The sequence below is a fragment of the Furfurilactobacillus curtus genome (assembly GCF_045862785.1).
GTDB lineage: Bacteria > Bacillota > Bacilli > Lactobacillales > Lactobacillaceae > Furfurilactobacillus > Furfurilactobacillus curtus.
In genome coordinates, this window is sequence record NZ_BQXO01000007.1 from 23,178 (window position 1) to 48,964 (window position 25,787).

General features: G+C 44.8%; 26 protein-coding genes, 1 pseudogene and 1 riboswitch. Of the genes and pseudogenes, 9 read left to right on the forward strand and 18 right to left on the reverse strand.

The genetic code is table 11. The features are described from left to right. Positions 1-519: 519 nt before the first annotated feature. Positions 520-900, forward strand: coding sequence for an SMU1112c/YaeR family gloxylase I-like metalloprotein (gene gloA2 / locus ACKTR2_RS09380; protein WP_407884786.1), 381 nt, complete (start codon positions 520-522; stop codon positions 898-900). Positions 901-1,130: 230 nt separating this feature from the next. On the opposite strand, the gene ACKTR2_RS09385 is transcribed toward gloA2, so the two are convergent. The 6 genes and pseudogenes from ACKTR2_RS09385 to ACKTR2_RS09410 form a co-directional block, all read right to left on the reverse strand. After that, positions 1,131-2,408 (reverse strand): dicarboxylate/amino acid:cation symporter, encoded by a 1,278-nt coding sequence (locus tag ACKTR2_RS09385; protein WP_407884788.1) that lies wholly within the window; start codon positions 2,406-2,408, stop codon positions 1,131-1,133. Positions 2,409-2,580: 172 nt separating this feature from the next. Then, positions 2,581-2,736, reverse strand: a complete 156-nt coding sequence (locus ACKTR2_RS09390; protein WP_407884790.1) for a hypothetical protein — start codon at positions 2,734-2,736, stop codon at positions 2,581-2,583. A gap of 11 nt (positions 2,737-2,747) precedes the next feature. Further along, positions 2,748-3,608, reverse strand: a complete 861-nt coding sequence (locus tag ACKTR2_RS09395; protein WP_407884792.1) for an SAM-dependent methyltransferase — start codon at positions 3,606-3,608, stop codon at positions 2,748-2,750. A gap of 12 nt (positions 3,609-3,620) precedes the next feature. Continuing rightward, entirely contained in the window at positions 3,621-4,037 is a 417-nt protein-coding gene (locus ACKTR2_RS09400) for a helix-turn-helix domain-containing protein (RefSeq protein WP_407884896.1), read from the reverse strand. A gap of 4 nt (positions 4,038-4,041) precedes the next feature. Further along, positions 4,042-4,977 carry an alpha/beta fold hydrolase gene (locus ACKTR2_RS09405; RefSeq protein WP_407884794.1) on the reverse strand — a complete coding sequence of 312 codons (936 nt, stop codon included), beginning with the start codon at positions 4,975-4,977 and terminating at the stop codon, positions 4,042-4,044. A gap of 13 nt (positions 4,978-4,990) precedes the next feature. Further along, positions 4,991-6,803: pseudogene (locus ACKTR2_RS09410) on the reverse strand (M3 family oligoendopeptidase). Between the two features lie 181 nt (positions 6,804-6,984). On the opposite strand from ACKTR2_RS09410, the gene ACKTR2_RS09415 reads away from it, so the two are divergent. Continuing rightward, the gene (locus ACKTR2_RS09415; protein ID WP_407884898.1) at positions 6,985-7,947 is read left to right on the forward strand and encodes an alpha/beta hydrolase; all 963 of its coding nucleotides are present in this window, start codon (positions 6,985-6,987) and stop codon (positions 7,945-7,947) included. 140 nt (positions 7,948-8,087) lie between these two features. Here ACKTR2_RS09415 and ACKTR2_RS09420 read toward each other — a convergent pair whose 3' ends face one another. Continuing rightward, complete coding sequence (locus ACKTR2_RS09420) at positions 8,088-8,744, reverse strand: nitroreductase (RefSeq protein ID WP_407884796.1); 657 nt, start codon at positions 8,742-8,744, stop codon at positions 8,088-8,090. 21 nt (positions 8,745-8,765) lie between these two features. Further along, positions 8,766-9,911, reverse strand: coding sequence for an oxidoreductase (locus ACKTR2_RS09425; protein WP_407884798.1), 1,146 nt, complete (start codon positions 9,909-9,911; stop codon positions 8,766-8,768). Positions 9,912-10,035: 124 nt separating this feature from the next. On the opposite strand from ACKTR2_RS09425, the gene ACKTR2_RS09430 reads away from it, so the two are divergent. Then, positions 10,036-10,596: a TetR/AcrR family transcriptional regulator C-terminal domain-containing protein gene (locus ACKTR2_RS09430; protein ID WP_407884800.1), complete on the forward strand. Its 561-nt coding sequence runs from the start codon at positions 10,036-10,038 to the stop codon at positions 10,594-10,596. Beyond that, positions 10,580-10,801 (forward strand): hypothetical protein, encoded by a 222-nt coding sequence (locus ACKTR2_RS09435; RefSeq protein ID WP_407884802.1) that lies wholly within the window; start codon positions 10,580-10,582, stop codon positions 10,799-10,801. Before ACKTR2_RS09430 ends, ACKTR2_RS09435 begins: the two co-directional genes overlap by 17 nt. Positions 10,802-11,168: 367 nt before the next feature. Here the strand turns inward: ACKTR2_RS09435 and ACKTR2_RS09440 are convergent, their stop codons facing one another. The 9 genes from ACKTR2_RS09440 to ACKTR2_RS09480 all read right to left on the reverse strand — a co-directional run bounded on the left by ACKTR2_RS09440 (position 11,169) and on the right by ACKTR2_RS09480 (position 19,365). Further along, entirely contained in the window at positions 11,169-11,504 is a 336-nt protein-coding gene (locus tag ACKTR2_RS09440; protein ID WP_407884803.1) for a hypothetical protein, read from the reverse strand. A gap of 174 nt (positions 11,505-11,678) precedes the next feature. Beyond that, entirely contained in the window at positions 11,679-12,335 is a 657-nt protein-coding gene (locus tag ACKTR2_RS09445; RefSeq protein ID WP_407884805.1) for an energy-coupling factor transporter transmembrane component T family protein, read from the reverse strand. Beyond that, the gene (locus tag ACKTR2_RS09450) at positions 12,332-13,759 is read right to left on the reverse strand and encodes an ATP-binding cassette domain-containing protein (protein ID WP_407884807.1); all 1,428 of its coding nucleotides are present in this window, start codon (positions 13,757-13,759) and stop codon (positions 12,332-12,334) included. The genes ACKTR2_RS09445 and ACKTR2_RS09450 overlap by 4 nt, the downstream gene beginning before the upstream one ends. Positions 13,760-13,787: 28 nt before the next feature. Then, positions 13,788-14,369 (reverse strand): ECF transporter S component, encoded by a 582-nt coding sequence (locus tag ACKTR2_RS09455; RefSeq protein WP_407884809.1) that lies wholly within the window; start codon positions 14,367-14,369, stop codon positions 13,788-13,790. 124 nt (positions 14,370-14,493) lie between these two features. After that, a riboswitch (TPP riboswitch) is annotated at positions 14,494-14,583 on the reverse strand. A 206-nt stretch (positions 14,584-14,789) separates the two neighbouring features. Beyond that, positions 14,790-15,401: an ECF transporter S component gene (locus ACKTR2_RS09460; protein ID WP_407884811.1), complete on the reverse strand. Its 612-nt coding sequence runs from the start codon at positions 15,399-15,401 to the stop codon at positions 14,790-14,792. A gap of 51 nt (positions 15,402-15,452) precedes the next feature. Then, entirely contained in the window at positions 15,453-15,770 is a 318-nt protein-coding gene (locus ACKTR2_RS09465; RefSeq protein ID WP_407884813.1) for a hypothetical protein, read from the reverse strand. Between the two features lie 201 nt (positions 15,771-15,971). Further along, on the reverse strand, positions 15,972-16,943 hold the full coding sequence (locus tag ACKTR2_RS09470; RefSeq protein ID WP_407884815.1) for a nucleoside hydrolase: 972 nt from the start codon (positions 16,941-16,943) through the stop codon (positions 15,972-15,974). A 351-nt stretch (positions 16,944-17,294) separates the two neighbouring features. Beyond that, complete coding sequence (locus tag ACKTR2_RS09475; RefSeq protein ID WP_407884817.1) at positions 17,295-17,954, reverse strand: metal-dependent transcriptional regulator; 660 nt, start codon at positions 17,952-17,954, stop codon at positions 17,295-17,297. A 160-nt stretch (positions 17,955-18,114) separates the two neighbouring features. Continuing rightward, positions 18,115-19,365 (reverse strand): aminotransferase-like domain-containing protein, encoded by a 1,251-nt coding sequence (locus tag ACKTR2_RS09480; RefSeq protein WP_407884819.1) that lies wholly within the window; start codon positions 19,363-19,365, stop codon positions 18,115-18,117. Between the two features lie 212 nt (positions 19,366-19,577). Here ACKTR2_RS09480 and ACKTR2_RS09485 point away from each other — a divergent pair, with 212 nt between their 5' ends. Both ACKTR2_RS09485 and ACKTR2_RS09490 read left to right on the forward strand, forming a co-directional pair. Beyond that, positions 19,578-20,009, forward strand: coding sequence for a CopY/TcrY family copper transport repressor (locus ACKTR2_RS09485; protein ID WP_407884821.1), 432 nt, complete (start codon positions 19,578-19,580; stop codon positions 20,007-20,009). 221 nt (positions 20,010-20,230) lie between these two features. Further along, positions 20,231-22,279 carry a heavy metal translocating P-type ATPase gene (locus tag ACKTR2_RS09490; RefSeq protein ID WP_407884900.1) on the forward strand — a complete coding sequence of 683 codons (2,049 nt, stop codon included), beginning with the start codon at positions 20,231-20,233 and terminating at the stop codon, positions 22,277-22,279. Between the two features lie 256 nt (positions 22,280-22,535). Here ACKTR2_RS09490 and ACKTR2_RS09495 read toward each other — a convergent pair whose 3' ends face one another. Continuing rightward, positions 22,536-23,114 carry a DUF805 domain-containing protein gene (locus ACKTR2_RS09495; RefSeq protein ID WP_407884823.1) on the reverse strand — a complete coding sequence of 193 codons (579 nt, stop codon included), beginning with the start codon at positions 23,112-23,114 and terminating at the stop codon, positions 22,536-22,538. A gap of 135 nt (positions 23,115-23,249) precedes the next feature. On the opposite strand from ACKTR2_RS09495, the gene ACKTR2_RS09500 reads away from it, so the two are divergent. From ACKTR2_RS09500 to ACKTR2_RS09510, 3 genes are all read left to right on the forward strand, one after another. Then, positions 23,250-23,765, forward strand: a complete 516-nt coding sequence (locus ACKTR2_RS09500) for a GNAT family N-acetyltransferase (protein ID WP_407884825.1) — start codon at positions 23,250-23,252, stop codon at positions 23,763-23,765. A gap of 225 nt (positions 23,766-23,990) precedes the next feature. Then, complete coding sequence (locus ACKTR2_RS09505) at positions 23,991-24,134, forward strand: hypothetical protein (protein ID WP_407884827.1); 144 nt, start codon at positions 23,991-23,993, stop codon at positions 24,132-24,134. A gap of 185 nt (positions 24,135-24,319) precedes the next feature. After that, positions 24,320-25,783, forward strand: coding sequence for an amidase (locus tag ACKTR2_RS09510; RefSeq protein WP_407884829.1), 1,464 nt, complete (start codon positions 24,320-24,322; stop codon positions 25,781-25,783). The last annotated feature ends 4 nt before the right edge of the window (positions 25,784-25,787 follow it).

Consider the following 25,787-nt stretch of genomic DNA (forward strand, 5'->3'; position numbering starts at 1 on the left):
ACTCAGTGATTTGCTGATCGTTCACCTATGTAGACCGATTTGCCGTTTAAAGCTCGAAGCCCAAGCGGACTTTTAGTACGATAATTTTCTCTTATTTGCACTTTTAATTTAGCCGTGTTAAACTTTTTCTATGCGATGAGTCGAGATCAGCCAGGCGGCATTTTGTCGTTTCTCTGCGGAGACTAGTGGCTATCGAAGTTAGGGGCACGTTTTTCCAACGCATTTTGGAGTGCTTGATCGTTTGTGTTGTGGAACACGGCGGTCTGCCCACCGACTACTATTGGGTACTAACATCTCAGTTCTTCTTCATTGAAGAACCCCTTAAGTTCAGGAGGGTAATTACTGAACACGCCAAACATGTCTCTCACTGAAAAGTGAGGGACTTTTTTGATCGCGGGAACTTTGTTGCTTAAAGTTACAGCCTTAAAAGGCCCAGTAGTTATGATACACTAATGCTAATGATTAATAGTTGCTTAACCTTGTAAAATAAAGTTGAGCGATCACTTAGGGGGTCGAGCTATGGAGCTGGGAACATTGCATCATATCGCGATTGTGGTTTCAAACTACGCAAAAGCCAAGGATTTTTATATGACCAAATTGGGGTTTCAACTGGTCAGCGAGTATGATCGGCCAGTCAAGCATGACACAGTGATGATGTTAGTGGCTGGCAACGTGCAAATCGAGCTGTTTGTCCGCCCAAATAGTCCGTCCCGGCTAAGCTATCCAGAGGCATTGGGATTACGGCACATCGCCTTTCAAGTCAACGATGTGGCTCAAACAGTGATTGAACTAGCTGAACTTGGTGTCAAGGCGGAACCGATTCGGCATGATGAGTTCACGGGTAAAGCAATGACGTTTATTCAAGATCCGGATGGTCAGCCGATTGAGTTACACGAATAGCACAGGATCATGTTAGCGCTTAATGGGTTGAAAACCTAGGTTAGGATCAGGTTAAACGATTAGAATTCCGGCCACTTACTGAGTCGTCGCCTGCTACGTTCAACTTGGTCTACTTTCCGGTTCCCAATTTGACTGCCGCCTAATTTGTCCAGTCAACTAAATAGAACGCTCACCTGCTGTCGATGCAAGGTGAGCGTTCTTTTAATTGGCTGGATTTTAGATGATGAAAACTAAGCGTCCGCCATGTTCTTAATGTAAGCCGCATGTTGCGCAGGATCGAATTGCTTTTCAGCTTTTCCAATCACCAACGTGGCCACTGAATTACCGATCACGTTAACGGTGGTCCGCCCCATATCAACAAGCCGGTCAATACCGGCAATGACGGCCAATCCCTCAACAGGGACGCCAATGGATGAAATGGTGGCAATCAGTACGATGAAGGAAGCACCTGGTACCCCCGCCATCCCTTTACTGGTCACCATCAGTAGTAGGACTAAGAGTAACTGCTGGGTGAATGAAAGGGGAATGTGATATACATCAGCCAAAAATAACGCGGCTAATGTTTGGTAAATGGCAGAACCATCGAGGTTGAAAGTGTATCCGATTGGAATGACAAATGAGGTCACTGAGTTGCTAGCACCATAATGTTGCAACTTAGCCATCGTCTTAGGTATGACAGCTTCTGAACTTGCTGTGGAAAAGGCGAGAATCAATTCTTCCTTGAAGACTCGCAAAATTTCCAACAAGTTAAAGCCGAACAATCGTGCGACGAGGTTAAGCGCGATGAGAACGAATAAGATCATGGTCATATACGCTAAGGCAATGAATAGACCGAGCGGTTGGAGGACACCAAGCCCCAATTGAGCAACAGTAGCAGCCATCAAAGCACCGGCACCGATGGGGGATAGCTGCATGATCCAGTCTGTAATTTTAAACATTACTTCGGAAATGGCACGAAGTAAATCAACGATAATCCGCCCCTTTTCCCCAATCGCTGCTGTGCCAACACCGAAAAAGACGCAAAAGAACACCACTGCAATCATATTGTTCGTCGACAAGGCTTTGAAAAAGTTACTGGGGATGATGTTGGAAATTACCGCCCAAGCGCCATGGCCTTCTTGTTGATGAGCGGTATTGATCATTGAAGAAATGTCTGTCTTAGGAATGGCCTTGATATCGATTAGGTGGCCAAAATGGAAGAGGTTGCCGGCCAATAGACCAAAGCCGATGGCAATCAACGTCATTGTAAAGAAGTATAAGAGTGTTTTACCACCAATGCGGCCCAGCTTTTGAATATCCCCAATGTTTGCTACGCCGACGGTCAGACAAGAAATGACTAACGGTAGCACAATCATTTGAATTAGACCGATGAATAGGGCGCCAATGTGCTGAAAAGCACTAATTGCAGGGGCTTGCTTATAAAAAATAACCCCGAGAATAATTCCGATTGCTAAACCAATGAGAATCTGCCAGCCAAGTGTTGGCCGTCTTTTTAAAATTGTTTGCATCTGGACCCCTCCAAATAATTAAGAACGATTACTTGATAGTATAGCATGATCATTCGTTATTTGGCGATGACTTTTTGAGCAGAACCAAACATTGTATGTAAAAAACGCTCAGAACCCACGCAGTCTTTGAAGCGTGGGGGCCGGGCATCTACTAATGTCTGTTTCGTGGTGATTAGCGTTGAAAATATTGAAATAGATTATAACAACCAATTAGGGCAAGAACCGTGCCAAAAGCACTGGTTGCCAGTTGTTTAGCCCATAGACCAAAGCCGAGTAGGATTAGGCCAGCTCCAAGAAAGCCAAGTGCGTCACGGAGTTCTTGTTTCATTTAGTTTAGCCTCACTTTACGATGTACACCCGGTCCTTAATCAGATCGAAGTCATGAAAATGTCGGTTTAAGTCAGCATTTTCAGTTAATTTTGCGTGTTGCCAAAATGCTGTTGAGCCAGTGGCGCCCCCTTTTTCACCGATGACGATCAATTGAGGCGCATTTGGAAGCTGGCGAACAGCTTGCAGAACTTGCCAGTCGATCTCTTGACCATCTGGTGACCAGCTCATAATAATCGCGTCCACATTCGTACCATACTTGGCGATTGCTGCTAAAGCATCCAGTGGTTCAACTTCGATGACTGGATGCCTGCCTGTTTCATTTTCGTTAGTCCAAGCAGTGGAATCAGTGACGTATAAAGTTTGATTGGCGTCGTGATCGCGCAATCCTTTAGAAATATAACCATTACCAGCCATGAGTTCTAGCGTGGGAACACCTTTGAGATAGTTGCTCAAATCATTAGTGAAGGGCGCAGAAATATAAGCCCACATACCATACGTCGCTTCTAAATAATCACGAAAGTCGCGTAATTGATGGTCTAATTTCGGCAAGGCCGCGGAGAGTGTTGCCCATTTTTGGTCGCCGATTGGATCACCTAGTGGATACTTAGCTAAGAGGGTTTGGTAGATCGTATCTTGATAATTATCGGGCAACAGTAACGGTGGTAATGGTTGGGGCAATAACCCAGCTGCCAGTAAGCGATCAGCTTCTAGGACTTGGTTAATGAGAAAGACGGCCGCACTATAATCAGTAAACTGCTCGCGAAAGGCCTGCATTTTGGTGATGTAATCGGAGTTTGATCGCGGGGCTAGGTGAGGTTGCCTGACGTGTGGAAATTGGCGTTTTAACTTCTTACGTTGTTTTGGATTCATTTACAAACTCCTTCAAGGTTCATCATAACCGAGATCAAGCTCTTCTTGATGGTCGATGGGAACGTCACGTTGCCGGGTTTGGCGACCATGCATGAATCCTTCAATCAATTGATAAATATCATAACGATTTTGACTGCTCAAGGCTTCGCCATTAAAGGTCAGCCGTTTGCCGGATAAAAACAAGCGACCGAGATCATACTCATCTTGCTCGGCCTTACCTGTTAAATAGTCCAATGAGACATCCAAATATTCAGATAACTTACGGACTTCAATGTAAGTGGGTGTGCGCACACCGCGTTCCCAGTTACCGAGCTGCGAAGCCGTATTTGGTCGTTCATTAGGTGCTAGATGTTGATTTAATGCATCTGCTAGTTGATCAAGGGTGATATTGCGGCCGCGACGTAAAGCTCGCAAACGATCAGGAAACATGGGATCACTTTCTTTCTGTAATGGCATTTTGTTCGAGCCACGTTAAAATGGCTTGATAGACGAGCTGCCGGTCATCCTCATTTAAAATTTCATGACGCATGCCCGGCCAAATTTTCAAGCTGACGTTTCGATGGCCAGCGTTAATGAGGTGTTTAACGTGCTGGCGCGGCCCAATACTAAAGCCGCCTACAGGATCTTCTTGTCCGCTGGTAAATAAGATGGGCAACGTTAATGGGATACCGTTAAACCAATGATGATGGGTAGAGAGCGTGGCCATTCGAAATAAGATGGAAAAACCATTGTTGGTAAAGGTGAAACCTGACAACGGATCTTCGTTATAGCGCTGCACATTTTGTGGATTAGCCGATAACCATTGAAAAGGTGAGGATTCTGGAAAACGTTTGGCATAACCACCAAATGCTAGGTTGTCTAACATATGATTCGGGTGACGTGGTGCAAAAAAGTTGAAGATTGCGACTACTGGACGAACGATTGCCAACGCCGGATGGTAAGCAGCTGAACCGATAATGACAGCGGCATCAACCCAAGCACCATAATGTGTGAGATATAATTGTGTCATCATAGCGCCCATCGAATGCCCAATAATGATGTGGGGGATGCCGGGATACTCATGACGTAGCTGTTTGGTCAGTGTGAATTCGTCATCGATTAAGTGTTCAATAGCTTGATGCTTGCCAAAGTAGCCCAAAGGGGTCTGGCCGACGGAATGACCGTGTCCTAAATGATTATCACCAGCAACTACCCAGCCATGAGCAGCCAAAAACTCGGCAAATTCTGCGTAACGATCGATATGTTCAGCCATTCCGTGGACGATTTGTACGGTACCGACAATGTCCACGACATTATCGGGTGTCCAGCGACGTGCTTCTAATTCATGGCGCCGATCAGTTGAAGGAAAGGAAAAGGTCGTGACTGTCATGAAAACCTCCCAGTTATTTGACGAAGGGATCAGATAGCTCGATAAAGCGATTAATATCTTTTCGGACTAAATTGGCGCCGTTTTGCCAGAAGCCTGGTTGAGTTAAGTCCACGTCTAAGTGCTTTTTAGCGAGCGCTTCCGTTGACATATTTGCTGTGTCACGCAGTAAGGCAATGTAACGCTCCTCGAAGTCACCCCCGTCGGCTTGCGCTTTGGCATAGATGCCTAGGCTGAATAGATAGCCAAATGTATAAGGAAAATTATAAAAGGGGATATCGTCAATATAAAAGTGCAATTTGCTAGCCCAAAAATGGGGATGATAGGTGCCCAAGTGGTTTGAAAAGGCCCATTTTTGAGCGGCCAGCATCAATTCGTTTAATCGAGCAGGTGTGACAAGACCCTGTTGTCGTTCTTTGTAAAAGTTTGTTTCAAATAAGTAGCGTGCACGAATATTCATGAACATCGCTACAGGATTCGTCATTTTCGCATCAAGCAGATTAATTTGTTCGCCGACAGAGGTGGCCGCGTTAACGTTGGCGTCCGCGACAATTAATTCGGCAAATGTGGACGCAGTTTCTGCCACATTCATCGCATAGTCGCGCCGCATCTCGGGTAAGTCCTTGACCATATCATAGTGAAAAGCGTGGCCTAACTCATGGGCGATGGTCGCCGCATCATCAGGCGTGCCGGTATAAGTCATGAGGATTCTTGATTCTTGGCGTTCTGGCAGTTCAACCATGTAGCCACCAGGTTGTTTGCCTGGGCGATCTTCTACTTCAATCCAGGCGTGGTCAAAGGCGCGTTGAGCTAAGGCCGCCATTTTTGGACTAAACTTGTTAAAGTTAGTGACAATAAAATCAGCAGCGTCGTCGTAACTTAGGCTTTGACTGTGATAACCGTCGACCATAATTGGCGCCGTTTGATCTTGCCAGTCATAATGATCTTTGCCCAGCAAAGCAGCTTTGCGATCCATGTAGGGGATAAACATGTCTTTATTGGCTTCAACGACATTCCACATGGTGCTTAATGTCCGACGACTCATTCGACTGAGTTCGAGCGGTCGCTTTAAAAAATCGTCAACATGATGAAGTTGATAATTTTGTAAACGAAAGCCCGCTAAGTGGTTCAAAGTATCGCCAACGATGCTTTCTTGGGCTCCCCAAGCCTCTTCATAGGCAGGCATCAGATGATCACGAGTGGCATTCTGTGGTGCGCCAGTGAGCTGATTTAGTGCTTGCCCAGCTGACAATGTTGTAGTGTGACCATCAGCGTTTTGATAGGGAACCTCGATTTTACCAGCGATGGTGTCATAATGATGGCTCCAACCGGAAAAACCATCGATGGACAATTTGTTGATCATGCTCTCGGTGGCTGGATCCAGCTGTTCGAGGGCCTTGTTGGCGAATTTCACTCAGATTGAAGCTGATTTCCTCAAAATCCGATTGGCTCAATAATTGTTTAAAATCGTCTTCGCTCAAATCGGCCAGTTGTTTGCCAAATTTAACTTCGAGGTCGTCAAAGTTGGTTTTAACCGTCGTCAATTGAGCCAATTTGGGTGGAATGGCGGGATTATTAAAGTCCGCTGAAAGATGAGCTGACCAGAAAACATCCAACTCCTTTAAACCATCAGCGATGGCATTGCGAGCGGTTAGGTAAGCCTGTAGTCCCGTAAAAGCTGGGGCGTCTTCAACCAAATCTAGTTCTGCTTGCGAAATCGTTAAGGCGTTAATTTGCTTTGCCAATGCTGATAAGCGGTCGTTGGCGGCTGGCGAATCATAGCCACCCGGGAAAATGCTTTCTAGATCCCAAGTTTGTTGATATTTCATCTTAATCCCTCCATCAAGGCTGATATTACCGTTATTATACCAGTCCTAACGATACACGAACGCCTTAATTGTAGGCGGTTGCATTCTATTAGTCTGTGGCCGACTAACTTGTCTCGATTTGAAGTAAGTGTTACAGTGTGAAAACTGGGTTAGGGGGTTAACAGTTTTGACAAAACATCGCATGAAACATTCATCTACTAAGGTTAGACGACACCATCGTGGACTGTGGATCAGTCTGGTTGTAGTTGTTATCCTGCTGGTCGTGGGTCTAATTGGCGCAGGCAATTATTTTTTTCAGGTAGCAGAAGTTCGCAGTCATAAAGCCTTTATTCATAATGGGGCCTTGAAACGAAGTGACCCGTTATATGAACAAGATAAATGGTTTAAAGAACAGCCTAAACAGACTTGGCGCCAGACGACACCAGATCATCTCAAACTAGTTGCCAATTATTTGCCAGCTACAAAAGCGACCAATAAGACCGTGGTCATTGCACATGGGTTTGGTGGTGACAAAGAAAAAATGTCCGCTTACGGGACGATGTTTCATCGTATGGGCTACAACGTCCTGATCCCAGATGATCGAGCTGCGGGCCAATCACAGGGCAAATACATCGGATATGGCTGGCTGGACCGCAAAGATTATTTGCGTTGGTTAAAAATGGTGGTGAACAAAAATGGTCAAAATAGTCAGATCGTGATGTTTGGTGTCTCAATGGGTGGGGCCACAACCATGATGGTTAGTGGCGAACATGATGTGCCCAAACAGGTTAAGGCTTATGTCGAAGATTGTGGCTATACGACGGTCGAAGATGAGATTAACTACCAAGCCAAAGCCATGTATAATCTACCTTCATGGCCATTAGTGCCAGTTGTGAGTGCAATCAGTCAGTTGCGAGCTGGCTATAATTATCGTGAGGCTAGTGCAGTGAAGGCTGTGGCTCATAATCGACGACCAATCATGTTTATTCATGGTTCGAAAGATAAATTTGTGCCAACGAAGATGGTCTACACGTTATATCATGCCGCCAACGAACCGAAGCAATTGTGGGTAGTTAAAGGCGCGGGCCATGCTGCATCATTTAGCAAAAATCCGCATGTTTACCAAGTTCGGATAACAAAGTTTTTAGACCGGTACATTAAATGATGTCAACTTGACTCCTAGATAACGAATAAAAGCGTTCCTAATCCTTGCCTAAGTCAGACAAGGATTAGGAACGCTCTATTTTAGTGGAATTAATTCTTAAGGGGGCATCTTTGAAAAAAGTCATGAGGCACTTAGGACTACTAATGCAGCAGGGTCAGGCTGTTAGTCAGTGGCATTCTGGTTGTATAAAGCGTATTAATTGGTGAATCAGTTGGAATACCAAGCGCAATGCCCATGGCCAGTAGTTGCGTTGCTTGCAGATTTGTTTCCTGTCGAACGATATCTGGATAACGCACAAGTTCATAGGCAGGAATTGAACCAATTCCATGGTCTGTTGCGCTTAACGCTAGCGTTTGGCCGACAGCACCGAGGTCGTATAAGGACCATCCTGTTGCATTTTGAGGAACGGTTAGATAAACGATAGCAGCTGCATTGAAAAGCGTGGCTTGAGCTTGTGAAAAGGTCGCGATTCCCTGCGGATCCTTATTAAGGGTTTCATTAACTTGTTGATTCCAATTTTCCATGTTTTGTTGCGCTTCGCGAGCAAAATCGTTACGGTGGGCGACGCTTAAATCGGCTGTGCCACCACGTCCAGCGACAGCGCGCTCGTAGTGACGTTTTTTGATGCGCTTGAGCGTAGCACCGGTGACGATAGTGATGTGCCAGGGCTGGGAATTCGCCCAAGATGGGGCGCGTGTGGCATCTGTTACAAGTTGCTCCAAGACGGTTGAATCGAGGGGGGTATCTTTAAAAGTGCGAATTGATCGGCGCTGATACACGACATCGTGAAATTCCATAATGGACTATCCTCCTTTCGTCTATCCAGCAGTTGGCGTTAAGCCAGGTAAAGGGATTGCGCCACCATAGCCATTTGGATCCAGATAAGTTGCGATTAGCGGTTGGGGAAGTTGGACATTTAAAATCCGTTGATTGGCCATTGTGGTGACGATATTCGCTTCTTTTCCAGCAGCAATTTTGGGTGTAAATTGCGGATCAATTAAAGCTGCTCGCGCAATGTAAAAACCATCGGCGAGCTGGCGAGCTCGGCGACCATCCGCAGCCGTGTGAATTTGTGAACCGATAAAGACGGGAATTGACTGTGATAGCGCTTGACGCAAGAGTTGGGCGAACGTGGCAGTGTGGTTAGCTGGTACAGCCTCATAGTTATATTGGGCACCCGTTAAAGAGACATTAAGATAGTCAAAGCCAATTTTTTTGGCCGCTTTAATCTGCGTCAACATGTCGTCAATCGTGTAACCGACTGTTTGACCATGAATCTCTTCTGGGCTAATACGCAGACCTAAAATAAAATCCGGTCGATGAGCTTGTTTGATCGTGTCTGCGACAGCTTGTAATACAGCCAGCGGCAGTGCAGCACGTTTATTTAGTGATCCACCCCAAGCATCAGTACGGCGATTGGAATAACTAGAAAAGAACTGTTGTAATAAATCATGGTTGCAATTATGAATTTCAACACCGTCAAATCCAGCCGCCATTGCGCGTTTAGTCGCAGTCGCAAAGTCATTCACAACCTGTTGGATATCGGATTCTGTCATTTTAGCAACAGGATAAGCTAACCACGGAAAGTCGCGTGCACTTGGCGCGTAAACGGTCAGCCCGTTAGCCTGTGAGACTTTACTTTCCCGTCCACCATGGCTAAGTTGTAAGATTGCTTTGTTATGATGATGATTCATTGCTGCTGCGTAACGTTTGAGACCAAGAATCGTATCATCGGTTGCGACGCTTAATTGACCAGGTTCCACCAGACCAGCGGCACTCACGGCTGCATAACCGGTAACTAAGATTCCGGCAACGTTGGATCGTGCTTTCATGTAATTGACTTGAGCATCAGTGACTCGCCCATGAGTGTCTGCGGAACGATCACACATGGGGGCCATCATGACTCGGTTGCTAAGGGTGACTCCGTTTGCTAGAGTCAGAGGATCAAGAATTGGATTTGTCATAATTTTCCTCCGAAAGACGTGATTATCAAACGTACCATTTGACGTTCTGGAGAGAGAATACCGAAGAATAATTAGAATAGAAACATACACTTACAGGCAAATGTATGGTGACGAAAGGTGAACCATGGTTGAAAATACAAAACGACGGATTATTGAAACCTTCTTGAATTTGACAACCTCCATGTCCGTGCAAAAGATTTCTATTGCTCGGTTGATGCGTGATATGAAGCTCCAGCGAGAGACCTACTATTACTATTTTAATGACAAGTACGCGCTAATTGAGGCAAGTTTGGCCATGCTACTATTTGATAGCTATGACCAGTTAATTAATGATCGTTCATTGGACACTGCCAATCGGGCCGTTTTAGCGCAGATTAAAGCCCATCCGAATTTTTTCAATGATCTGCTAAGTAATCAAAATGAGTACATGTTCAAACGGCTCTATTGTCAGACCTCATTAGCGGCCATTAATCGGTACTTAGACGCAAACTTTCGGCAAGTACCTGAGACGGTTCGCTTCGCCGGAAAATTCTATATTTATGCAGTCAATAACGTCGTTTATGAGTGGGTCCAATCGGGGATGAAGACGGATCCAGAAGCATTAGTTCGTCAATTTTCGCTGAGCATTCCAGTTGCCCTAGTGCCATACTTTAAGACAACCCAAGAAATTGAGGAGAAAAGCTAATGAAATTTTTTATTATTGGTGGCGTGGCCGAGCCGGTCAAATATTAGCGAAACAATTAGTTAATGAAGTTCATACCGTGATCGTTGGTGTACACGAACACAAGCCATTAGCTGATGTTGTGGCAACATTAGCCGGTTTATTAAAAGCCGATAATACGGTCCGCGAGGTTATCACAATGCATGCAGGGGGTAAACCAATTCAATAAGCAATTAATTGAACAGAACTGAAAAAGAGAGCGGGACATAAGTCGGTAAGTGATGAGCACTAAAAGCGAACTGAGAATGATGATGGTTATTCATCGTTGGCAGTTCGCTTTTAGGCGGAGTCACTTGACTTATGTCCCGTGTTTGGGCTATTTAGATTATAGTTTTGTCCCAGACTCTTTAATGAATGATCACAACTGGTACTCGTTAAAGCGAATCATGCGGCTTTATTTTTGATAGAAAGATTTCTCATTACGATTAAATATCATCGACGGTTACTTTCTATTTAGTTGACGATCACTGATTGGCTTGCCGGTGGGAAGATTAATAACTTCTTTGCATTGGAACCTCCATATGATGATTAATGAACTATTGAAACCAAATTGGCATGTCAATTAGGCCGATCCAACCATATTGAAATGCCTGTCTGACCTGGTTGTTTAACTCGGCAAGAATTTGAGCTTGTTGTTTGGTGAAATGATACTGTTTCAAAAGGGCAATCCGCTCAAACGCTTTGTTCATCCTTGCGATTGCCTCAGGCACCTGTCGATATTGTTGGGCAAGCTTGTCCGGTTCGTTGATGGTTTTATAGGTAACTGAGACGATCTGCTGTAAGGCGATTTGGTCGAGAGGGAGACTTTGATAGAAATCATTCAGTAATTGATTAACATCTTGAAGTGCGCGTATTTTTTTATCTTCGTTCATTCGATGGTCTCCAAAAAAACTTTGTTTATCAAAGACTTGGGCTGATGTAGCTTGATAAATGAAGCATAGCTCTAAAACTCATAAGATGATAACAATCTTGTTTTTTCGTCAATAAAAAATCGCTGAGCGCAGCCAATTTTGTGCGCGTCAGCGATTTTTTAATGAAACGGGATATTAGGCCAAGCCGCTAAATAGTAAAAGCTGTAGCCCAATTAGTGCGATGCCGCCAACAAGATAGTTCCACCAGGGGGTGCTCATGATTGTCAGATGGGTTCGCGGGGCATTTTCAGAAAATCCATGGGAAGTCATAGCCTCGGCTAGATTTTCAGACCAATTTAAGGCGGCAACGATTGCTTTAAATAATAGTTGTGGCGACCAGAAGTGCAACGTGATGCCGCGCATTTGTGCGCTAGATCGGATGATGCTAACCTCGCTGCGAATTTTAGGAACAAAGTTAAAGGCACCGAGCATTCCGTAGACAAAGGTCGTCGGAATATGAGCATTTTGTTCTAATGAGGCTAACGTCGCTGAAGTACTGGTGGAAAAGTTAAATAGCCCGCCTAAAAAGGCGTAGGCGTAAATCCGGCTGGACATGACCCAAGCAAAGTGGACGCTTTGGGTAGTTGAAAAGTAACGAATTGAAAACCAGATACCAACGGCGGGAATTAATGGGACTAGTGCTAAGCGAACGTAAGCTAACACAGGAGCTCGTTGCCATAGCATAGTCAAAATTGAAATCAAAATAATGATGACATTAGCCCATATTACCGCGGTGAACGAAATTTCAACACCGACGATGAGGACTAAAGCTAATAATAGCGTTGGATTCATAATGAAGCCTCATAAGTTAGGTGTTGTTGGTCGAGATTAAGATGAAGATCAGCAAAGGCAGCTACATTGGTCAGCTGATGGGTAATCATGAGGACGGTGCGGCCGTCTTGATGAACCGCTTCCTGTAATAATTTCAACACGGTTTGTTCCGAAATCAGGTCTAAACCAGTGAGCGGTTCATCCAGCAGCAGCGTAGGGGTACCCATAATCAGCATGGATAAAATTTGGAGCTTTTTCTTTTGGCCTTCGCTGAGTGAATAAACGACTTGATCGCCGCGACCGGCTAAGTTAAGTTGCTCAAGGGCTGTAGTTGTTCGCGTGGTTGTCCAAGCCGAACTGACTTGTTGGCGATGGCTCATGGCAAGTTCTTCGGCCACAGTAATATTTAGGAATTGGCTGGTGGCCTGTTGAAAGACTAGGGCAACCTGTTTAGCATAACGTGCGCGTCGTTGCTTGCTTACTTGTTGATCTTGCCAAGTGAGTGAACCGTGATAGTTTTGCAAACGAACGAGGGCGTTAAAAAGGGTCGACTTGCCAGTTCCGTTAGCACCGGTAATGACCGTCAACTGATTAGCGAAAAGGTCGAGCGACTCTTGAATGATCAAGGGACTTTGATGCCCGACAGAAAAATTGTGTAATTTAAATACTGGTTCAAGCGTGGCGGAATCTGGCAATAATAGAGGTTGTTGCTGATGTTGATGCTGGTCAAAGTCAGCAAAGCGTGCCATTGCTTCGGCGTCATCAGCAAGGTGGACGCGCCGTTTTTCCGGATCGAGAATAAACAATTGATTGATCCGCGCTTGGTAATCAGATAAATCGTGATCCGCGATGAGAATGGTTTTACCATGCTGGTCAACAAGCTTGGTTAATTGTGCCAATAAAAAGCGCCGTGCAGCTGGATCAACATTTGCGAATGGTTCATCCAATAAAATGACTTGTGCATTAAGTGCGACAATGACTGCCAAAGATACCTTTTGCTGTTCCCCACCAGAAAGGGTTGTAAATTGACGGTCAGCGAAGGCAGTAACGCCAGCGAATTCAAGTGCCGTTTTTACTCGACTCGGAATGTCAGTTACGGGCACTTGTAAGTTCTCCAAGGTAAAGATAAGTTCTTCACGTGGTGTTTGCATAGCGAACTGTTCACTGGGATTTTGAAACATCATCGAGACGAGTTGTGCGCGTTTGGCGGGAATCATCTCGGCAATGGCTTGCTGATTGACGGTTACCGTGCCAGATGTTTGAATACCAGTGAAACTTGGATATAAACCAGCAATGAGCTTGAGGAGGGTTGATTTGCCAGTTCCAGAAGGACCCGTTAATAAATTGAAGGTTCCCGCATCAATGATCAATGACTGATCATCAAGAATTAGCGGATCCATTTCATCGTATTTAAAAGTCAGGTGAGACAGCTCAATCATTGTCATTAAGATTACACCTTAGATTGATTTAGGATTAGTGACGACTACGATTCAACAATTGTGAGCGGTCAAGCAGGTGAGTGACAGCCGAAACTAGCAACGCGCCAAACACCCACATCGAGATAAACCGGGTGATGAACAATGCGATAATCATCCAAAGATGATACTGATTGTATCCCGAACGGAACAAATCCCAAGTGAAGGTAACGAGCGCCGTGGTCAAGGCGGACAATGTTAAGCTGAACATGTCGTAGCGTCGATATAAAGTAAACGTGAAGCCTAATTCGGAGCCGATTCCTTGGACAAAACCAGAAATCAACGTACTTGGCCCCCATTGACCACCGATGATTGCTTCAACGGCAGCCGCCAAAATTTCACCAATTGTGGCCGCTCCCATTTTTTGTAACATAAAAGCAGCTAGTGGACCGGCCATCGTCCAAATTCCTAGAATGGCATCATTGGCAAATGGTGCTAAGCCAAAGGGTGTTAGCAGTGCAGTTAGGCCGTTGTATAAAAAGCCGGTAACAAAGAAAATAATCCCCATAAAAATGGCGATGATGGTAATCAGGATCACATCTCGCAGATGCCAACTATTAGAACGACTTGTTTGTTGCATAGAAAAACCTCCATTAGGGGCGACCATTGCAATCAATGTGCCCGTCACAGTGAGGACAAAAAAACCTCTCACCAGTGTCGAGCCTGAGTGAGAGGTCGTAAATGTCAATAAGACAAATAATCCGAATTCGGATTACGTAACTCCCTTCGCCGGTATTAACCGGATCAGGTTCAATGGGTTTTATCTCAGCCAAATGGCACCCCAGTTATTATTTGTGAAGCAACCTAAGCGTAAAGGAAAATTTGAAAAAAAGCAATAGAAGAACAGATCAGAGCGTGAGCCGGGCCGTTTTGAGCCCGAGCAACAACTGAAAATCACGGACGGGTGGGTTTCACCCGGTAGTGGTTGCCGGTTGTGTGCAGGGCTCAGGCCTGGCAAACGCGTTTACAGCAAAGTGTGAGCCATCACGGGTGTTAAGCGCTAGTCTCGCGATCGGCGTACAGCCAAGATAGCACTACCAACAATCGGTACAATAATCACACCTGCAATCATCTCAGCGATGCCATTGACGCCAACTAAGGATAATAGAATCCACATAAAAGTCCCACTGTGGGGGATACCTGGGAAGTAGTAACCGAAGCCAGCGATCGTAATCCAAGAAAACAACACGACTAAGGCCGTATTGGTAAAGGAAGCCAAGAATCCTGATAAAGTAAGCGCTAATCCGCGATGTTGACGTTTAACAGCGAGCTCTTGAAAAACATACCCGACCACAATGCCAATCATAATTCGAGGGACAATCGCGGTCACTGGGTTACGAAATAAAAACGCGCCTAGATTATAGACTTGTGTCCACGCTTGAATGAGTGATGCGAGTCCCCAAACCCCACCGATGAGGCCACCCCACCAAGGCCCCATCATAATGGCAGCAATCGCGACGGTAAATTGGATAATTGCGATTTGTAAGCCAACAGCGGTTAAACCGAGGGGAATGTAACCTAAAAAGGGAACCAATACTTGAACCAAGACAATGGCAATAAATAAGGCAGCTAAAACTAAATTACGTGTGTTTGATTTTGTTGCTGTTTTCATGAGCGATTCCTCACTTAATTTCATTTATCATGTGTTGTAATCCCGAGCTGATTAAACAACCAGCATCCGGATGCCCATCACAATGTTATAGAACCATAGGATGACTGACAGCAAACATAGGACACCAATGAACAACAGGGTTAGCCAACCCAGACCAGCGGTAGCACCGGTTGTTAATCCGTAAACGGCGATGAAAAAGAATAACATAAAGGCAAAAATGGCTGGGATTAGTTGGCTCCAAAATGCGTGTGCGGCATGATGGGCGATGTCTCGTTGACCCGCGCCAACAATCCACACAATGAGTGGAAAGATAACTGGTAAGAATAAAATGCTGAGGTAACTAAGCGCGTTAACGATTCGATGTTGCATGATGACACCTTCCCCTAAACAGTTGCCTAAGTTTTGTATACATTCTACGCTAGGGACCGTTCATGTGACAAAGTTTTTTGTTCGTCAGTCATTGTCGTGGAATTGATCAATGATTTGTGGTAGAAACTAACATTGGCTTCAATAAAAACACCCCGCCGTTTTTATCAGCAAGGTGTTTGTTTTAGAGATTATTAGCTGTGTTTAGTGCTTAGCGAACAAGTTTGTCAGCAGATCCATAAAGTGGGCAAGATAACGCGCTTTGTCCACGTCAACCGCGACACGCATGTTGGTCGTCGGATCGTTCAACCGAGCTGTGTCACCGATGGTCCGGCCGATGTCAGCTGGGTTAGCCTCATCGTCGTGGGTAACTTTCATGTTGAGGTCAATGAGCTTGGCATAAGAGTCGTCAATGGAAATGCCAACCGCGAGTGGATCGTGAATGGCACAACCGTTTTTGTCGATGTCTAAGTCATAATAAGCATCGATATAGTAGTCAGTGATGTCGGCAAATTTTTCACCGGCGACAGTGTTTAAATCACGCCACTGCTGTGTTTCTTTCTTAGTGAGTAGCGTTCGTAACGTGACGTCCAAACCAACCATCGTTGCGCGCAATGGTGAACGGAAAACCCGATCCGCAGCGGCAGGATCTTGATTAATGTTGGCTTCGGTAAAGGCGGTTACGTTACCAGGAACGGTTAAAGCACCGCCCATAAATGTCATATTGCCAATCAGCTTGGCAACTTCAGGATCTTTTTGGATGGCAGCATCTAGATTGGTTTGTGGGCCAGTAGGTACGAGAATTAAGTCATCGCCGTATTTGTGAGCAGCATCAATAATAAAGTCAACGCCACTACCACTTTCAACTGGGCGTTTAGCCGCTGGAATTTCAACTTCACCAATTCCATTGACACCATGAATTTTTTGACTGATTTCCATAACATCAAAATGATCAGTTGTACTAGAGTGTGATTCGCCCAAGAAGACGGGTACATCCGTGGCACCGAGTAACTCAAGTAAGTTCAATGAGTTTTCTGCTGATTTGTCAACGAGCACGTTTCCATAGGATGAAACGATCCCAATGAGATCAACTTCTGGTGCAGCTATGGCGTAGGCTAATGCCAACGCGTCATCAACCCCAGTATCAAGGTCAAGAATCATTTTTTTTGTTGCCATCTTGTTATCCCCACAATCTTATGATTTAAAACAGGTAAAACTGTCTAATTACAATTCCATAATAGACGAATGAAAGCCCTTACTCAAGTCGGCTGGGTTAATTCTCATGACATTGTTAACAATTAACGAATTGTTTTGATTAGCCAATTTAGGTTTCTAACGGACTGGCGGCACTAGGTTAAGTGTAAGGAACAAGGTTGGCAAAGCACAGACCTCAGGCTTGGTTAGCTCGATTGAAAACAGCCACTTCCCGCAGTTAGGAAGTGGCTGTTTTCAATCGATCCTTAGTCTAAAAATAGTTTTAGGCGAAGCGTTTGTTGACCCAAGGAGGACCAGCGAGCTGATGTAAATTTATGAAGCCGATAAGTCGTCAACAAAAATATTATTAGCTGCTTTAAAGCTAACATCAATCGTGCGACCAGCGTCCGTTTGAACAGTTATTGGTCCTTCAAATGGCGCATGATTTGTGACGACATAGTCCTGATCGACGGCAAAATTCAGGCTTTCAAGATATTCAAGAAGGTCATGATTATCGACAAAACGCGATAATTTGACCCGCTGACCATCCGCAATCGCGGCTAAGGCAACACGACTACCCTCATCATAATGACCCTCGCGATCAGGAATTGCCCCGCCGTGCGGACAATGTGCTGGATGGTCTAAAAAGACATCGAGTTGGTCGATCATTTGATCGCTGGAACTGTGTTCAAGCTTTTCCGCTTCTTGATGCACGTTGGCCAGCGAATAATTTAATTTATCAAAGAGAAAGCACTCCCATAAGCGGTGTTTGCGAACTAATTCTTCAGCTGCCCGACGGCCTGTGGCAGTTAAGGAAATACCAGCGTATGGCGTATGTGAGACGAGTTTTTCTTCGACGAGCTTATTGATCATTTCTGTGACTGAAGCGGCTGCAATGTCTAAGCTCAAAGAGAGCTGTTTATTTGAAACTTTTTCAGAAACCCCACCTAATTCAAAAATCATTTTTAGGTAGTCTTCCTTCATTGGTGTCATGTCTATCCACCCATCAATTTAGATTTAAGTATGAACTTATTTATAGCCCATTTGGTAGGAAATAACAACTAAGCCAATCGAGAGCCAAGCGTGTTTCTATCAAGGGCTAATTAAGGTGGAAGGGTATGCAAGCATGGGTAAGTGAGATATTTTGAGCCGATTAGTGATGATTTTGAACAGTTGACTTTACGGGAGCAGCGGCTTTAAAAGTCGTGGGCTGAGATAATAACGGTATCAAAACATTAGTCAAGCGAGTAACGCCGGTTATAATTTCAGTGGGTTCTACGCCAGAGAAATTAAGGCGGAAGGTATTCGTTACGTTTTGATGTGCATAAAAGACGCGTCCAGGGACGTAACTAACCTGCGCTTGAGGAATAACGACTTGATCAAGAATATCGGCTGCATTGAATCCTGTGGGCAAAGTGACCCAGATGAAGAAGCCGCCTGTAGGTCGAGTAAAGTGGACGGATTTTGGCATCATTTCATCAAGGGCGTCGATCATCGTGGTTAAGCGTTGGTGGTAACTCGGTAATAGGGTTGCGATATGGTGGTCTAAATCGTTGGTTTTCATAAATTCGTCAACGGCGGCCAACATCAGCGCAGGTGACTCAAGATCATTGGTCTCTTTTAATTGGCGTAATTTATTAACGATGGTGGGACTAGCAGTAACCCAACCAAGGCGCAAGCCAGGCATCAAAATCTTTGAAAAGCTACTGATAAAGATGACGCGACCGGCCCGGTCAAATGACTTAATGGCTGGTAATGGGGAGCCTACATAGCTTAAATCGCGGTAAGGGGTATCTTCTAAGATATAAAAATCGTATTGGTCAGCTAACTGGACTAAACGTTGACGTTTATCAATGCTCATCGTGATGCCAGTAGGATTGTGAAAGTCAGGGACGGTATAAAGCAACTTTATGTGAGGATGTTGGCGTAATGTACGTTCTAACTGATCGATATCGAGACCATCATCAGCTAATTCGATATCGTAATAAGTTGGTTCGTATTGATCAAAAGCAGCCAGTGCACCAACGTAGGTCGGCGCCTCGACGGCAACTTCATCGCCAGGATTAAGCAAAAGTTTGCCTACCAAATCCAATGCTTGTTGCCCACCGGCCGTTAATAAGATTTGGTCGGCACTTGTGGCGATATCAGCCGTTTTTTCCATTCGCTTTGCAAGCTGAGTACGTAGTGAATTGGGCCCCACAACAGTCTGGTATTCAAATAATTGATTGCCTGTTTGATGTAAAACTGAGTTAATCGCAGTCCCCATCCGATCGGTGGGAAATGAATTAGGATCTGGATTCCCAGCTGAAAATTTAATTCCTTGATTGCCTAATTGACCACCAAATAGCTGGGCTAGCCGGCCTTCAGATCCAATTGTCGCGCGTTGTGCAAATTGATTATCCATCAGCATACCCTTCCTTTTTCCAAAGACTTGCAGCCAGTATAACGAGGAATTGCAGTAAATAAAACTCATTTATCTGAAAATACAATGAAACATTTTCACCATCAAGATGACCAATTTGAGCCTTAACGTAGTCAACATGTGGATTGATAATTTGTGATTACAAGTGTAAACTAAGCGTTATTAAATGCACTGGTGAGGAGGTTGTCTTGGTCATGGAAGCAACTGTACAACTAGAAATTAGCGATGCAGAATGGGAAGTCATGCGAATTGTTTGGACGTTAGGCGAATCAACAAGTCGGCAAATTTCAACTATCTTAGCTGATAAAATGGGTTGGAAGTCGGCCACTGTGAAAACGTTATTAGGCAGATTAGTTAAAAAAGGCGCCTTGGCGACTACCAAGGCAAATCAAGCTTTTGTTTATACACCATTGGTCACTGAACAGGCGGCGATGGATACAGCGACGCACGCGTTGTTTGGCCATTTGTGTGAGATGAAAGTGGGCGCGACTTTAGCAAGTTTGGTTGACGACTTGACCTTAAGCCGCACGGATATTGCCCAGTTACAACAGTTGTTGGCAACGAAGGCGGTTGATGCTCCGTCAGAAGTTGCATGTAACTGTCTACCTGATGGTTGCCAACCATAAATGTAAAAAGTCAGTGAGACACCGTGGGTAATGTTTACCGACGGTGTTTTTAGTGTGCTTCATCCCGAGTTATCTACCACTGTATATGACGCGCATCGTCGCTAGGAATAAAAAAACAGGCAGTTGGCTTGACACCAGTCGTTTACAAATGTAAACTCTGGTTATTGATTACATATGTAAACGGGAGGAACACAATGGATAAAATGCCGAAAGACCATGAAATGTCAGGAATGGACATGTCGATGGATCACCATAATATGGACGACCAGATGGACATGCCCATGGGCGACCACGGTATGATGCACATGGGCAATTTGCGCCGTAAGTTCTGGATTTCTTTAGTACTTACATTGCCAATTATTGTGATGACGCCAATGATGGGCCTTAAACTGCCTTTTCAAGTCACCTTTTGGGGGAGTGATTGGCTCGTTGCGATTATTGGAACGATTCTTTTCATTTACGGAGGATCGCCGTTTTTCTCTGGCGCTAAGGCAGAGTTAAAAGAGCGCAAACCAGCGATGATGTCGTTGATTGCAATGGGGATTTCGGTGGCCTACATCTACAGTATTTATGCCGTCATTGCCAACGATCTCTTTCACGTTCGTCCAATGGTCACAAATTTCTTTTGGGAACTAGCCACGTTAATTGTGATTATGTTGCTTGGTCATCGTATTGAAATGAATGCTGTGATGAATGCTGGCTCAGCAGTCGATTCGCTGGCTAAATTACTTCCCGATGTTGCCCATAAAGTGGTTGATGGGCAATTACAAGACGTCAAGGTTGCTGACTTAGTCGAGGGAGATCAAGTTTCAGTTAGGGCTGGTGAACAAATTCCGGCTGATGGTGTTTTGATCAAGGGGAGTACGTCAGTTAATGAGGCGATGGTAACTGGTGAATCCAAACAAGTGACGAAACAAGCTGATGATTCAGTGATCGGTGGTGCCATCAATGGGGATGGGACATTTGAAATGCGTGTCACTGGTACGGGTGCTTCGGGATATTTAGCGCAAGTGGCTAATTTAGTGACGAATGCTCAACAGTCGAAGTCGCAACAAGAAAATATGGCCGATCGCGTGGCGGGGACCCTCTTTTATGCGGCGTTATCTGTGGCCATTGTAGCCTTTGTTACTTGGTTAGTTGTTGGTAATTTGCCATTGGCATTATCAGTAGCCGTGACAGTTTTAGTGATCGCTTGTCCGCACGCCTTGGGGTTAGCGATTCCGTTGGTAGTTGCCCGGAGTACATCTATCGCTGCCCGTAATGGCCTGTTGATTCGCAATCGAGATGCCCTCGAGCGGGTCAAGACCCTAAAGTTTGCGCTAATGGATAAGACCGGAACCTTAACTGAAGGCGATTTTAAAGTTAATGCTGTCGGGAGTTATGATGATCAGCGATCTGAAGATCAGGTTTTAGCGCTGTTAGCTGGCTTGGAGTCCGGCTCTAGCCATCCATTGGCGGTGGGCATTTTACGTGCGGCAAAAGCCCAGAATGTGACACCGGCTACTATTAATGATGTGACCCAGATCACTGGTGCTGGTTTGTCAGGCACTTGGCAAGGTCAGTCGATCCAGCTTGTTTCGGCGGCCTATTTAACGAAACAACAGATCACCTTCGATCAACAGCAATTTGATTCGTTAGCGAGTGCGGGTAATTCAGTTAGCTATTTAACCATCAATGGCCAATTGGCAGGCTATGTGGCGCAGGGTGATGAATTAAAGCCGGCCGCTCAAGAACTAATTGCAACTTTGAAACAACAGAATATTACCCCAGTAATGTTGACTGGTGACAATCAGCAAACTGCCGCCAAAGTTGCGGCTCAATTGGGGATTGAAGAGCTACATGCCCAATTATTGCCTGAAGATAAAGAAAAATATGTTCGTGAATACCAGCAACGTGGCGCAGTGATGATGATTGGCGACGGTGTCAACGATGCGCCAAGCTTGGCACGAGCAGAAGTCGGCATTGCGATCGGTTCAGGAACCGACGTTGCGATTGATTCAGCTGATGTTGTTTTAGTCAGGAGCGATCCACATGATGTCGTGGAATTTTTGGAGCTGGCCCGCAAGACGACTGGCAAGATGACCCAAAACCTTTGGTGGGGCGCTGGATACAATATTTTAGCGATTCCTTTAGCCGCTGGAATTCTTGCGCCACTTGGTTTTATGCTTGATCCGATGGTTGGGGCGATTTTAATGTCGTTAAGCACGGTAATCGTGGCAATTAACGCGATGACCTTGAACATCAAGCAACCAATGGAAAATCAAGCTTAGAAATGATAGGACGGAGAGCGGGACACAAGTCGGTAAGTGAGGAGCACTAAGGTCGAACTACGAATGATAATGGTTTATTCATTGTCTGCAGTTTGCTTTTAGGTGGAATCACTTGACTTATGTCCCGCTTTTTGGCTGTTTAGGTTGGAAATTAAATTCATATTTTAGTTTTGTCCCAGACTCGTCGTTTTGATTATTTAACTTGAAAATAGAATTCAGATTTTGCGCTGGTCCTAACTTTTTGTGTTTAAGTTTGTCAATTTTGTGGGTTAGTGGAACTTGTTGTAAAGCGGTTTGGCTGTTTGCCCCGTTTAGCTAATAAAATTAGTTCGATTAATTGAACTAGGAGAAAAACGCTAGCTGCGATCAAAATTGTCATCATATTATAAGTGGCTGCGGTCATCTGCTTTTGCTTAATGTGTTCAATTACCTGAATGAGCTTAAAGATGATGACACTTGTGATTAGAAAGCGACTAGTCCAAAAAGCAATTGGCCAGCCGGCGGACCAATTAAAGTCGTGGAAACGTCGAATGGTTAAGGCTAACTTAGGGATAAGTGTTACGAGTAAGAATAAGAGTGCTATCCCTAAAAAAGCATTTGTAATCACGCTGTTATCACCGCCAGCAAATAGCCAGTGGTTAAGGTGAGGGTTGCCGGTCCCAATACGAGCGGTCGGATGTTGCTTATAATCAAAGGCACGTATATTTTGGGGAATCTGTAATAAGAGTTCAATTGCTAAGTTAATCAAAAAAACGCGCCAAAATTCACCACGACTTGTAGTCCCTGAGAATTTGAACGCATGCTGCCAAAATCGTTTATAATCCGTGATCCACATGTTAATTTCCCCCTCTAATGGCATGCAGAAATTATACCATGAGGTGAAATCAGCAATGGTTAATCCTTCCTTAAGGCGGTGAGATTAGTATAATGGGTTATATTAATTAATGGGGGAAGAAAGAGGGCCAATTTAATGCAATTTGAACGTTATCATCCAATCATGACCGCACATTACGTGCTGGACTGGTTGACGATGTACAAGGTTAAGGACATCTTCGCACTTCGGCATGACGAGACAGTGGCTGCCATGATTGGCCGCAATGTGGACGCGGATTTAATGACTACGACGACTTACGTTAACCGAACAATGAGTCAAGTAATGAATAATGAGGCTTTAATTTGGGGCATTGGGGACAAACTAACTCAGCAATATTTAGGCACATTTAGTTTCCTTCATTTTGACACAAATAGGACTGTCGCCGAGATACAGTTTGAATTATTACCTGTGATTCAACAACATGGTGTGATGACTGAAGTCTTAACCCATATGATGTCATTTGCGTTTGACGAATTGAACTTAAAACGCTTACTGGCAAATGTTAGTGAGGAAAATCGTGCTGCTTCAGATTTATTAATTGCGCAGGGGTTCAGTGCTGTTGACCACGTCGGTCGTGTACTGGTTTATGAGTTAATTGCTGACCAACGATAGTTCAAAGTGAAGCAGCCGTCTAAAGGGATAGATTAACTAACGAGATGATTTGCGTGTTGATTAATGCTTGAACATTAGTTATTGGGATAAATTGAAAGATGGACATAACCTGCCGGTGGGTTTAATCTTTCACTGAAAAGGGCTAGACTGAAGTCAGCGAGCTTTACACCGAGCCAATCACTTAGCGACGCCCGTTGTTGATTCATTACAAAAGAGGCGATAACAATGGCTAAATTGAGTAAGGAAGAACGGAAAGCGTTGATCGAAAAAGCAGAAGAAGACCGTGCTAAGAACCCTAAGCCAGCTAACAAAGTGTCCGGGTTTGCCACGATTGATGCAGATGCCCAAAAGCTAGAAGACGAGAATTAATTAATTCTCGTGGATAAAAACATCACGGACTTGAGTACTCATTATGAGTGACTGCTTGCCCGTGATGTTTTTTAGTTTACTTTGTTTTTCAAGCCGCACTCATGTGCTGAGCTTTTCTTCGCTCATTGACGCAAAAATGCGTATACTGACGGTAAGCAACTTACCTGAAGTGGAGGTTATTGATCATGGTATGGGATGCAATTGCGTTAGCACAACAGGTTCGCCAAGGCGATGTCACCAGTGAAGAACTTGTTCACCAGGCTTTTGCGCGCATTGACGCGGGTAACGACCAGTTAAATGCGGTTGTTTCAACGCGGCGAGAAGCGGCCTTAGCAGAAGCCCATCAGCTAATTGACACGGGCCAGCCCTTTTTAGGAGTGCCCTTATTACTTAAGGATTTGGGTCAAAATTTAAAAGGTGAGCCAGCAACATTGAGTTCGCGACTTTTTAAAGACGAAGTCGCCGGTGAAACAGACAACTTCGTGGCTGCACTTCAAGCAGCCGGTTTCATTATTATCGGTCAGACTAATGCTCCTGAATTCGGGTTTAAGAACATTACTGATCCAGTTCTTTATGGTAAAACAGCGAATGTTTGGGATCATGAGCGATATTCAGGTGGCTCATCAGGTGGCGCGGCAACAAGTGTCGCAGCTGGGTTCGTGCCAGTAGCTGCTGGCAACGATGGTGGTGGTTCAATTCGAATCCCCGCCTCATTTTCTGGCCTAATCGGATTAAAACCAACGCGTGGTCGGGTTCCAGTTGGGCCAACGGGTTGGCGAGGTTGGGGTGGGGCATCCATTAATTTTGCTTTGACTCGTTCTATTCGCGACACGGCGACATTATTGGATTGGCTACAAACGTATCAACCAGCCGCGCCATTTTCGACACCCATCAACTTGCAAGGATTCAACGATCAGTTATGGGACCAACCCCATGAACTGACGATTGCCTATTCGACCAAATCACCAGTAGGCACGCCTGTATCGAGTGATGCTGTTAAAGCTGTGGAAGATGCAGTTATCTTTTTAAAACAGCAAGGTTATCATGTTGTGGAACAAGCAAATCCATTAGATGGCTTGGCATTAATGCGTTCTTATTATCAAATGAATGGTGCAGAGACAGCTGCAATGTTTGATGAAGTTAGTCAGGCGCTAGGTCGACCACTCGTGATGGATGATATGGAACGACTAACATGGTTGATTTATCAGGCCGGTTTGGGCGTAACTGGCGCCCAATATAGTGCAGCAATTAGTCTATGGGATGCAGCAAGTGCGCAAATGGACGTGTTTCATGATACGTATGATTTATACCTCACGCCAACTACTGCACACCCGGCGCCGCGTTTGGACAATCCACTAGTCGATCCAGATATTGACGCCCAGATTGATCAGGTTGCCCAATTGGCACCAGCCGATCGATTACAGTTGTTATGGGATTATTTCGAACAAGAATTGACCCAATCGCCGTTTACCCAACAAGCAAATCTGACCGGTCAGCCAGCGATTAGTTTACCCACACTGCTGACAGAGAAGAATTTGCCATTAGGAATTCAATTCACCGCCCGTAAAGGTGAAGAACTAACCTTGTTGCGAATCGGGCGTTTATTTGAACAAAATAACCTATTACATTTGCCAAAAATTAATGATTAAGTAG